The sequence below is a fragment of the Aquamicrobium segne genome, assembly GCF_042656785.1.
Classification (GTDB): Bacteria; Pseudomonadota; Alphaproteobacteria; order Rhizobiales; family Rhizobiaceae; genus Mesorhizobium; species Mesorhizobium segne.
This window is the reverse complement of record NZ_JBHSLL010000012.1, coordinates 400,587-412,445: the sequence shown is the minus strand read 5'-3', so window position 1 is coordinate 412,445 and position 11,859 is coordinate 400,587. Positions and strand designations below refer to the sequence as shown.

Here is an 11,859-nt window from a genome sequence, read left to right as displayed (position 1 = left end):
TTTTTCATCCAGCCACTGGACAAGGTGAATCACGTTTGATTCCTTAGGGATGATTCGGATGTACGGTGTAACCGGATCTTCAGGCGGAACACAGTGGGGAGAGCCATTCCATGGCGAAGGCGGACGCGTCCAGCGCGCCCGATGGGATTTATATTGACCGACAGACCAATGGCCTGACCGGCAATGCAAAACTCATCGCTCAGCCTGCCTACCAGACACTGGTAGCGGCAGAGCCCTTTCTGCGCCGCCTCATTCCCGTGCTCATTTTTCTTTTTTTATTCGTCATTGCCGGTCTGTATTCGCTTTCCTTGTCAAGCTGGCGCGATACGCTTGAACACAACGCCAAATCGGCGCTGGCGCTGGCTTCCGGCCAGCTTGTTGAAGCTGATGTGAAAGCCTCAAGCCCTCAGGAAATCCTTGAGCAGGTCAGCCGCACCGCGGCTCTTTCCGATGGCTATGTGCTGGCTTTCACCAATGAGAAATTCATCATTTCCGCAGTCACACCACGCTCGACCGGCTGGCACGGGCGCGCACTTGATGACATTGTTTCCGGTGGTCAGCCGCTGTTTTTATTTGGTAAAAATGCTGGCGTAACCTTGGTGAAAATCGGCAATGATGACTGGTATGCCGCCCTTTCCATCGATCGCGCACAAGGGCGCGCTGCTGCTGCCCTCATCTCTGCCGATGCCGTTTTCGCACAATGGCGCAAAAGTGTTTCGCTCAATGTTTGCCTGTTTGTGCTGACAGCCTGCGTGCTGATCATCATCTTGTATGCCTATTTCAGCCAGGCAGCGCGGGCACAGACCTCAGACCGGATCTATCTGGAAAGCCAGCAGCGCATCGACATGGCGCTGGTGCGCGGTCGCTGCGGGCTATGGGACTGGGATATGGTGCGCGGCAAGATGTACTGGTCGCCTTCCATGTATGACATGCTGGGCTATGAGCCTTGCGATGCCATGCTGTCCTTTGGCGAGGTGGATCGCATCATCCATCCCGACGATGGCAATCTGTTTGCAATCGCCAATCAGGTGATGGAGCGCGAGATTGACCAGATCGACCGCGTGTTTCGCATGCGCCATGCCAATGGTCACTGGATCTGGATGCGGGTGCGCGCACAGGTGATCGATTCTGATGCCGATGAAATCCAGTTGATTGGCATTTCAATGGATGTGAGCGAACAGCGTCACCTTGCGCTGCGCTCGGAAGCTGCCGATCTGCGGTTGCGCACCGCCATTGAAAACATCACCGAATCCTTTGTCTTGTGGGACGCTTCCGACCGGCTTGTCATGTGCAATTCCAAGTTCCAGCAGGATAATGGGCTGCAAGACAGCGATGTGGTGCCGGGTGCATCACGCAAGGCTTTAGAAGACCGGATGCAGGCTTTTGCCTCAGAGCGCCGCCTTGCCAATGTCAACGGCCCCCGCGCCGGAGTGACCTATGAACGCCAGCTTTCCGATGGACGCTGGCTGCAGGTCAATGAATTGAAAACCCGCGATGGCGGCACGGTGGCGGTCGGTGCTGATATTACCCAGATCCGTCAGCACCAGGACAAGCTGCTCGACAGTGAAAAGCGGCTGATGGCGACCATTCATGATCTGAGCCTTGCGCGCCGCGCCGACGAGCAAAAAGCCCGGGAGCTTGTTGAGCTGAACCGCAAATATATGAAAGAAAAAGAGCGCGCCGAGGCCGCCAATCAGGCCAAATCCGAATTTCTGGCCAATATGTCTCATGAATTGCGCACCCCGCTCAATGCCATTATCGGCTTTTCCGAACTGATGTCGCAAAAGCTGTTCGGGCCGCTGGGCAATGAGCGCTATGAGGAATATTCCAACGATATCAATTCAAGCGGCACCTATCTGCTTGGCGTTATCAATGACATTCTTGACATGTCGAAAATCGAAGCTGGCCAGTTCTCGATCGAGCGTGAAGAAATCGACCTGTGCCCACTGATCCGCGAAACGGTGCGCGTGGTTTCCTTGCAAGCCGCAGATAAAAAGATCACGGTCGATACCAGCATTGCCCAAACACTGACACTTTATGCCGACCGCAGGGCCATCAAGCAGATCGTGCTCAATCTGTTGTCCAATGCTGTGAAATTTACCAATGAAGGCGGGCGCATCTCGGTGCGGGCCCGCCATGCGTCCGGCGCACTGATCCTGTCAATTGAAGATAATGGCTGCGGCATTCCCAAACACGCGCTGAAAAAGCTGGGGCGGCCATTCGAGCAGGTGCAAAACCAGTTTTCCAAGAACCATACCGGATCGGGCCTTGGCCTTTCCATTTCGCGCTCATTGGCGCAATTACATGGTGGCGCGCTGAAAATCCGTTCCACCGAAGGGTCCGGCACCATTGTTTCGGTACGGATACCGGTTGCACCAAAGGAAAAACCCGCACAATTGACGATCAAGGCAGCGGCGTGATCATTCCTTGTGCCGATGCAGAATACGCTCAAAACAGCGCCTGACCTGTGCCTGCCGGTCCTTAAGCTCAGCTTCCAGATGTGAAAAATCGGGCATATCGCTTACTCTCAACACAAGATCGACCAGACCCGGCGGCACATCTTCCCGGTCAAACGGGCCGGTCAGGCACAGCCGGATAATCTGGGTCAGGCTTGCGTAAAACTGATAAGCCTGAACCAGATCTTCGCGCATTGCCGCATCAGCATAATCGGGAGCCAGACCGGCCAGCACATCAAAGGTCGATGTCACACCCGGCTGACCCGTTGACCGAGCGCTGGAATGGCCGGTCAGCACTGCAACCTGTGCAATAAATTCAAGATCGATCAATCCACCGGGAGCCAATTTGATGTCCCAGAAATCCTGCGCCGGCTTTTCTTCCTCAATCAGCCTGCGCATGTCATAGGCCTCGCAACGCACCTGATCTTCATCACGCGGCTGTGACAGAACCCCGTCAATCTCGACCATGACCTGCATAGAAAACATGCTGTCACCGGCCACCGGACGGGCACGGGTCAGGGCCATTTGCTCCCACACCCAGGCGTCTTGCCGCTGATATTTGCGAAAGGCATCGATATGGGTTGCAACCGGCCCCTTATTGCCGGAAGGGCGCAGGCGCAGATCCAGTTCGTAAAGCACACCTTCTGCTGTAGGCGCTGAAACCGCAGCAATCAGGCGCTGGGTCAGGCGGCTGTAATAATGGGCGGGCGCAAGCGGCTTTTCACCATCTGAATCATTAGCATCCAGATCATGGTCGTAAAGCAGGATGAGATCAATATCCGAACCGGCGGTCAGTTCCTGGCTACCGAGCTTGCCCATGCCAAGCAGCATCACCCGACCGCCTTTTATGCGCCCATGACGCCTTTCAAATTCAGCGGTAACCGCCACCAGCGCCGCATCAATGGCAAGGTCGGCAAGGTGGGAAAAAGCACGCCCGGCCCTGCGCCCGTCAATTGCGCCTGCCAGCAAGCGCACACCTATCAAAAATTTCTGCTCCGACACAAAGATACGCAGCCGGTCCAGTATTTCCTCATAGGAACGATCGCCCTCAAGAAAGGCCGACAAGCGCGCCTCCAGATAGGCACGGCTTGGCAATTCGCTCAACAAGGCAGGATCGAGCAACCCGTCAAAAATATGCGGGCGACGGGTGATGACTGCCGCCAGCCGGGGGGCTGTGCCCATGATGGTTACCATCAGACGCAGCAGGGCGGAATTGGAATGCAGCAGGGAAAACAATTGAACGCCCGCAGGCAGGCCCGACAAGAACTCATCAAAGCGCATCAGGGCTTCGTCAGCACGACGGGTCTTGCCAAACGCCTCCAGCAATGCTGGCGTCAGTTCTGTCAGCCGCTCACGCGCCTCGGCAGAACGTGTTGCCCGGTAGCGGCCAAAATGCCAGATACGAATAACCCGGCAAATATCATTTGGACGCTGGAAGCCAAGGCTGTGCAATGTCTGCAAAGTATCCGGGTCATCACCTTCGCCGGTAAACACCAGATTTCCGGTGCTGGCTGAAAGTTCGGGGGCTGTTTCAAACAGGGCTGCATAATGAGATTCAACCTCGCCTAATGCATGGCGCAAAAGTGTTGAAAAAGCAGTCCTGTCGGCAAAGCCCAAAAGATGGGCGATGCGTTCCAGCCCCTCATCATCTTCGGGCAGAATATGTGTCTGCTCATCATTGACCATTTGGAGCGCATGTTCGACACGGCGCAAAAACCAATAATGGCGGGTCAATGTCTGGCAGGCTTCATCGGTGATCCAGCCATTGGCGGCAAGCTGGCCCAGCATCGGCACCGTCGCGCCACCACGCAATTCAGGAAAACGGCCACCGGCAATCAATTGCTGTGTCTGGACAAAAAACTCGATCTCACGAATGCCGCCACGGCCAAGTTTGACATTATGGCCCCTGATGGCAATCTGGCTAAAGCCCTTATGAGCATGGATCTGACGCTTGATTGAATGAACATCGGCAATAGCCGCATAATCCATGTATTTGCGCCATATATAAGGGCGTAACTCTTCCAGAAAAGCCGCCCCCGCCTCCATATCACCGGCAATCGGACGCGCCTTGATCATGGCGGCGCGTTCCCAGTTTTGCCCGCGTGCCTCATAATAGGTCAGGGCAGCCTGGACAGGGATCGCCAGCGGCGTTGAGCCGGGGTCGGGGCGCAGCCGCAAATCGGTGCGGAACACATAACTTTGCGCGGTGCGCTCCTGCAAAATGCGCACCAGCCGACGCGCAAGGCGCGAAAACAGCTCTGTGGCTTCCATCGGATCGCCGGTTACGGCCCGGTGGTCAAAAAACAAAATGAGATCAATGTCGGAAGAATAATTCAATTCATGCGCGCCAAGCTTGCCCATGCCCAGAACAATCAGCCCGCTGTCACGCCCCGGGTCATCTGGATAGAGCAAGGCCAGCTTGCCCTGCTGGCCAAGTTCCGCCAGCAAAAAGGCAACAGCGGCACACACACATTGTTGCGCCAGCAGGCTCAGGCGCTGCACCGTTATTTGCGTCTCGACCTCTCCTGCCAGATCAGACAGGGCAATCAAAAAATGCGCCTGCGCCTTGAGCAGGCGCAAGCGTTGCATCAATTCATTTTCTGAAACACCCTCGCCTTTCCAGCAGGTTTTGATTTCCGAACCGATTGCCGCCAGCCGTTGTGCAATCGTCTGCTCAAAAAGCATATCAAGCATTTGCGGCTGCCGCCGTGCCAGATCTCGCAGGAAAGGTGACAGGCCAAAGATGCTTGCCAGAAAACGTCGCGCTCCACTGTCTGCACTCAAAAGTCCGACCACGCGCGGCAGGTCAAGCTCCAATGCGCTGGCAGAAATATCAGCAAGCACGGCATCGGCACGCTCGGTATCAAGGGGTGCAAGCTGCAGGCAAGGCTGCAACAGCCATCCGGTTTGCGTGTGCCTGGCCTCAATGCTTGCAGCCATAATGGTCAGGACCTGTTTTTTCCGGGAAACACCATCACTACAGATAATCCGGGATTTTCGGGCAAAAGATCAAGTCTGCCGCCATGAAATTTCATCACCGCACCGGCCAGACTAAGGCCAAGGCCGGAACCGGGCTGTGAACGGCTTTTTTCCAGCCGCACAAAACGCTCTGTTGCGCGGGCGCGATCCTGCGCGTCGGGAATGCCATGACCATTATCGGTCACCGACAGACAGGCTTCCGAACCCTTCCGTTCCAGCTTGACATGAACACGCGGCTGGCTGCTGGAATCAGCCGAATATTTGATGGCGTTATCGACAATATTGGAAAGGGCCTGCCCGATCAGTTCACGATTACCATTGATCGTCAGCGATTGTGCGGCCTGTGCCTCCAGTACAACACCACTGTCTTCGGCAAGCGGCTCATAAAGCTCGACAACATCGCGCACCGCCTCAGCCAGATCAACACGCGCCATATTTTCAGATGAATAGCCAGCCTCCAGCCGGGAGATCATCAAAATCGCACTAAAGGTTTTGATGAGCTGATCGGATTCGGCAATCGTGGCCTCAAGCGCTGCACGATAATCAGGCGTTTTCTGGTTCTCGGCCAGTGTCGCCTCGGCCCTGTTGCGAATACGGGTGAGCGGGGTTTTCAGGTCATGGGCAATATTGTCTGAAACCTGTTTGAGCCCCTCATTGAGCGTATCAATGCGCGCCAGCATGGCATTGAGGTTTTGTGACAGGCGGTCAAACTCATCGCCAGCGCCGGTTGTGGGCAGGCGGCCGGAAAGATCGCCGCCCATGATGCGGCGGCTGGCGGCTGAAATCGCGTCAATCCGCTTCAGGGCCGAGCGGCCGACAAAAAACCAGATGATGATACCGCCCAGCCCCATCATGCCAAGCGCCAGCACCAGCGAGCGATTGACCACATCGCGAAACCGCTGCGGCTCACCCAGATCGCGCCCGACCAGCAAAATCATCTGATTGGGCAGCCGTAAAACCAGGGCCAGCGCATCATGGCGATTTTTCTGTCCATTTTGTTGCACTTCAGCCTGCCCGGCTTCAGCCTGTGGCCGCTCCGCTTCGCTTTCCCCATAGCGGCGATAATAAAACGGCCGCATCGTCCAGCCTTCTGTTTCCAGAACACCCGGTTCAAGGCTCTGCACATTGCCAGACAGGATTTGGCCATTGGCGTCAGCCAGCAGATAAAGATTGGCGCCCGGCTGGCGTGAGCGCTGTTCCAGCACCCGCACCAATGAAGGCAAGCCTCCGCGCTGATAGGCGCGACCAAGGCTCATCACCTCTTCATTGACAGTTTCTTGCGTCTGCACGGCCAGCATCCGCACCGATAGCGACGTCACGTAAAAGACCAGCAGGACAGCACAAAGCGCAAACAACAAAAGATACAGCGCCGAAAGCCGCGCCGCCGTTGTTTTCATGATCGCAGGCAAAGCGAACGCCATCAGATGTCAGCCATGTTTGAGCATGTAGCCAGCGCCGCGCACTGTATGCAAAATAGGCTGGCCAAACCCCTTTTCGATCTTGCCGCGCAGGCGCGAGACATGCACGTCAATCACATTGGTCTGCGGATCAAAATGATAATCCCAGACATTTTCCAAAAGCATGGTGCGGGTCACAACCTGACCGGCATGACGCATGAGATATTCAAGCAAACGAAATTCACGCGGCTGCAGGATGATTTCCTGATTGGCGCGCTTGACCGAATGAGACAGGCGATCAAGCTCAAGATCGCCAACCCGATAAATGGTTTCACTTTCACGGCTGCCGCTGCGCCGGTTCAGCACTTCGACACGGGCCAGAAGCTCGGAAAACGCATAAGGCTTGGTCAGGTAATCATCACCACCGGCACGCAGGCCCGTTACCCGGTCATCAACCTCACCCAGTGCTGACAGGATCAGCACCGGCGTGGTGTTGCCACGTGAGCGCAGATTGGCAATGACAGAAAGACCATCGCGGCGCGGCAGCATCCGGTCCACGACCATGACGTCGTAATCGCCAGAATCGGCCAGCGCAAAGCCGGTTTCACCATCACCAGCCATATGTGCCGTGTGGCCAGCCTCGGAAAAGGCTTTCTCCAGATAGTCCGCTGCTTCGCGGTCATCTTCAATGATGAGAATTTTCATGGTCCGACCATAGATGATTCTATCAAACAGGAATGCCAGCCACTGTTACGATCAAGCATGGAACAAAAACAGCAGCCGGCATATTCAGGTCAGCCTCGATCTATGGGCAAGGCGACAAAGCGATTGTTGGAATCGCGGCTGATCTGGAGCAGAACCGATTTACGCCCCGCCTTGGCAGCCGCATCTATCGCTTTGGAGACATCCTCGACACTTGCAATCATCTCCGAATTTACCGCAACGATGACATCGCCGGTCATGACTCCGCGATCTGCGGCATCGCTGTCGGGATCAACCCCGGTCACGACCAGACCCTTGCCATCATCAGCCGTGGTCACAGTCAAACCAAGATCGCCCAGTGTGTCCGTTGAAGGGGTGGAAGCACCAGGGCTGGCTGCGGCCTGCGTCTGATCGCCCGGCAATTTGCCAAGTTTCACATTGATGTCTTGCGACTTGCCATCGCGCCACACCGTTATGTCTACCTGTGTGTCTGGTGCATAAGCAGCAATGATGCGCGCCAGATCGCGGGAGGAGGCAATGTCATGGCCATCAACCTGCGTAATCACATCGCCTGAGACAATACCGGCCTTGGTGGCAGGGCTGTCATCCTGCGCATTGGCGACAATTGCACCCTTGTCAAATTTCAAGCCAAGCGATTCAGCAATATCCCTGGTCACAGGCTGAATTTCCACACCAAGCCAGCCACGTGCGACCGAGCCATCCTTGATCAGCCCTTCAACCACCTGCTTGGCGGTGGAGGAGGGAATGGCAAAGGCAATGCCGACATTGCCGCCCGAGGGCGAGAAGATAGCCGTATTGATGCCAACCACCTGACCGCTGAGGTCAAAGGCCGGACCACCCGAATTGCCGCGGTTTACGGCTGCATCGATCTGGATAAAGTCATCATAAGGGCCTGCACCAATATCACGGCCACGCGCCGAAATGATACCGGCCGTCACCGTGCCGCCAAGGCCGAAGGGATTGCCTACAGCCACCACCCAGTCACCGACACGGATTTTTGCGTCTTCGGCAAAATCGACATAGGTAAACTCAAGATCGCTATCGACTTTCAGAACGGCCAGATCGGTGCGCTCATCCTTGCCCACCAGCCTGGCGTCCAGTTCGGTGCCGTCATTGGTGACAATGGTAAATTCCGATCCCCGATCGACAACATGGTTGTTGGTCACCAGATAGCCATCTGCGGAGATGAAGAAGCCTGAACCTTGCGAAACAGGGCGCGGCTTGGCCGGACCGCGGCGCTCAGCGCGCGGCTGGTTCTTGCCATCACCAAATCCGCGAAATTCGCGAAAGAAACGGCGCATGGGGTGGTTTGGGGGAAGATTGCCAAAGCCTTCATCGGGCAGGCCAAAGGCGGAGCCTCGATCGGCAGTTCGCTCAGGGCTGGCCTTGACGCGAACACTGACAACAGCAGGCGATACGCTCGACACCACATCGGCAAAGCTGGGAACCTGCGGGGCTTCAACACGAACAGCTTCAGCCAGCACAGGCTCAATGGTAGCCGTCACCGCAGCAAGGCCGGTGGCGCCTGCAATGGCGAGCGAAGCAGCGGCCACGGTGAGCCTGCGGCTCCGGCTGGAAATGGTTTTTGAATTACGGGTCATCACTCATGGTCCTTCTTGCATTGGATGTTTATGGGACATCATCTCATGCACAGATAGGGTGCCTGACCTTACAGCGCTCTTTCCGGGGAATGAAACTTTGTTAATGTTTCAAGAGCCTGATCCCAAAGTGTTCTAAAGCCTGTCTCTCGAACTGGAAACCAGTTTCGAGATAAAGACATGCGCAAAAACAAAAGCTTAAAGCGGGTCACGTGAATCTGAAAGAAAAGCGACCCGCTTTAAGACGACTGGTTACGTTTCAGCATTTCATCCAGAGCCGCACGCTCTTCATCCGTCAGCCCTGAATTTTCAATCAGGGGCTTGCGTCGTGCCGACAGAAAAACAAAAGCCCCACCTGCCAAAAGCAGCAGCAAAGGTGCGCTCCAAAGCAGAAGGGTCTGTGCAGTCAGGCGCGGCTTGAGCAACACGAATTCGCCATAGCGTGACACGACAAAATCAATCACCTGCGCATCGGTGTCGCCTGCTTCGATGCGCTCACGCACCAATACACGCAAATCACGCGCCAGATCGGCATCCGAATCGTCAATGGATTGATTTTGGCAGACCAGACAGCGCAGGCCCGCAGAAATACCGCGTGCACGCTGCTCCAGAACCGGATCATCGAGAATCTCACCCGGTGTCAGCGCCTGCACGGGCAGCGCAGCCAGCAGGGCCACACAAAACAACGCCAAAAAGGAAAAACAGCGGATCATGCAGGCTTCACCGCTGGTTTTATCGTGCCTTTTTTTGTTGCCTTCTTCGCGGGCGCGCCAATGCGCAAGCGCCGGTCAAGCAACGACAGCGTTCCCCCGGCCATCATCACAAGACCACCGCCCCAGATCAAAATGACCAGCGGCTTCCACCACAGCCGCACAATCAACCCGCTTTGTGTTGTCTCGCCAATGGAAATGTAAAGCTGGCTGAAACCGAGCGTGACAATACCTGCCTCGGTCGTATTTGTCTGGCGTGCCGGATAAAAGCGGCGCGACGACCAGATTTCATGCCTGACTTCAGCAGCCGGGCCAAGCAGCGAAAAATGCGCGCGCTCATCATGATAATTTGACCCCTGAACCGGCTCCATCGTATCAAAGCGCACCTGCTTGCCAGCAATTTCAGTGATCTGCCGCGGCTGCATCGTCAACACGCTTTCTGAACCGAAACAGGCAGCTCCCACCAGTCCCAGCACAGTCAGCCCAAGGCCAAGATGCGCCAGTGCAGTGCCAAACACCGAACGCGGCAGACCGATAAAGCGCCGCCATGCAACCAAAAGCGCTACCTTGCCAAGCCCGGCCTTGACCGCCAGATCCGTCAATGCGCCCAGCACCAGCCAGACGGCAAGCCCGACACCGAAAGCGGCAAGTGCAGATGATCCATCAACCAGGAACATGGTGACCAGAACAGCAAGAATTGCCGCACCAAAGGCAAATATCAGCCGTTGGGCTGCCGCCTGTACATCGCCCCGTTTCCAGGCCAGCAGCGGGCCAAAGGGAACCAGAAGAAGCAGCGGCGCCACCAGCGGAATGAAGGTGAGATTGAAGAAGGGCGGACCAACAGAAATCTTGTCACCGGAAATCGCCTCGACCAGCAGCGGATAGAGCGTGCCGATAAAAACCGTGGCGGTTGCCGTCGTTAAAAACAGATTGTTGAGAACAAGCGCGCCTTCCCGTGAAATCGGCTGGAAAAGCCCACCTTGGGTAAGCGAAGAGGCGCGCAGGGCAAACAGGCTGAGCGAACCGCCAATAAACAGTATCAGAATGCAGAGGATAAAAAGCCCTCGCGACGGGTCGGTGGCAAAGGCATGAACGGAGGTGAGCACGCCGGAGCGCACAAGGAAGGTGCCAAGCAGCGACAGCGAAAATGTCAGGATCGCCAGAAGCAGCGTCCAGATTTTCAGTGCAGCACGCTTTTCCATGACAATGGCCGAATGCAGCAGCGCAGTGCCTGCCAGCCACGGCATGAAGGAAGCGTTTTCAACCGGGTCCCAAAACCAGAAGCCGCCCCAGCCCAGTTCATAATAGGCCCAGTAAGAGCCCATCGCGATGCCGCCGGTTAAAAACACCCATGCCACCAGCGTCCATGGCCGCACCCAGCGCGCCCAAGCTGCATCAATGCGCCCCTCGATCAGGGCCGCAACCGAAAAGGCAAAGGAAATGGAAAAGCCGACATAGCCCAGATAAAGCAGCGGCGGATGAATGGCGAGCCCAATATCCTGAAGAATCGGATTGAGGTCCCTGCCTTCTATCGGAGCCGGGATAAGGCGTGTGAACGGGTTGGAGGTGAGGAGGATAAACAGGAAGAAGGCAACCCCGACCGCCCCTTGAACAGCCAGAACATTGGCTTTGAGTGTTCCGGGCAGATTTTTGCCAAACAAGGCCACAAGTGCGCCAAAAAAGACAAGGATCAGCACCCATAAAAGCATGGAGCCTTCATGATTGCCCCAGACTCCGGTGATCTTGTAGAGCATCGGCTTTAATGAATGCGAGTTTTCCCAGACATTTTGAAGTGAAAAATCCGACTGGACATAGGCCAGGGTCAAGATGGCGAAGGACAAGGTGGTAAAGGCAAAACCGGCCAGCGTGACCGGCCCTGCCACCGCCATCATGCGTTCGTCGCCAAGACGGGCGCCAATCAGCGGCACCGTCATCTGCACCAGCCCCAGAGCCAGCGCCAGAACGAGAGCGAAATGTCCGATCTCAACCATCAGAA

Annotated in this window: 7 protein-coding genes; 1 reads left to right on the top strand and 6 read right to left on the bottom strand. The window is 56.0% G+C overall.

Translation table 11 applies throughout. The annotated features are described in order from the left end of the window. Positions 1 to 110 precede the first annotated feature (110 nt). The gene (locus ACFPLB_RS05245; RefSeq protein WP_378228297.1) at positions 111 to 2,420 is read left to right on the top strand and encodes a PAS domain-containing sensor histidine kinase; all 2,310 of its coding nucleotides are present in this window, start codon (positions 111 to 113) and stop codon (positions 2,418 to 2,420) included. Here ACFPLB_RS05245 and ACFPLB_RS05240 read toward each other — a convergent pair whose 3' ends face one another. The 6 genes from ACFPLB_RS05240 to ACFPLB_RS05215 form a co-directional block, all read right to left on the bottom strand. After that, complete coding sequence (locus ACFPLB_RS05240) at positions 2,421 to 5,396, bottom strand: bifunctional [glutamine synthetase] adenylyltransferase/[glutamine synthetase]-adenylyl-L-tyrosine phosphorylase (protein WP_378228296.1); 2,976 nt, start codon at positions 5,394 to 5,396, stop codon at positions 2,421 to 2,423. A 5-nt stretch (positions 5,397 to 5,401) separates the two neighbouring features. Continuing rightward, entirely contained in the window at positions 5,402 to 6,856 is a 1,455-nt protein-coding gene (locus ACFPLB_RS05235; protein WP_378228295.1) for a sensor histidine kinase, read from the bottom strand. 6 nt (positions 6,857 to 6,862) lie between these two features. After that, on the bottom strand, positions 6,863 to 7,537 hold the full coding sequence (locus ACFPLB_RS05230) for a response regulator transcription factor (protein ID WP_378228294.1): 675 nt from the start codon (positions 7,535 to 7,537) through the stop codon (positions 6,863 to 6,865). 89 nt (positions 7,538 to 7,626) lie between these two features. After that, positions 7,627 to 9,156 carry a Do family serine endopeptidase gene (locus ACFPLB_RS05225; protein WP_378228293.1) on the bottom strand — a complete coding sequence of 510 codons (1,530 nt, stop codon included), beginning with the start codon at positions 9,154 to 9,156 and terminating at the stop codon, positions 7,627 to 7,629. A gap of 236 nt (positions 9,157 to 9,392) precedes the next feature. After that, on the bottom strand, positions 9,393 to 9,866 hold the full coding sequence (locus ACFPLB_RS05220) for a cytochrome c-type biogenesis protein (protein WP_378228292.1): 474 nt from the start codon (positions 9,864 to 9,866) through the stop codon (positions 9,393 to 9,395). Next, complete coding sequence (locus ACFPLB_RS05215) at positions 9,863 to 11,854, bottom strand: heme lyase CcmF/NrfE family subunit (RefSeq protein ID WP_378228291.1); 1,992 nt, start codon at positions 11,852 to 11,854, stop codon at positions 9,863 to 9,865. The genes ACFPLB_RS05220 and ACFPLB_RS05215 overlap by 4 nt, the downstream gene beginning before the upstream one ends. Positions 11,855 to 11,859: the final 5 nt, after the last annotated feature.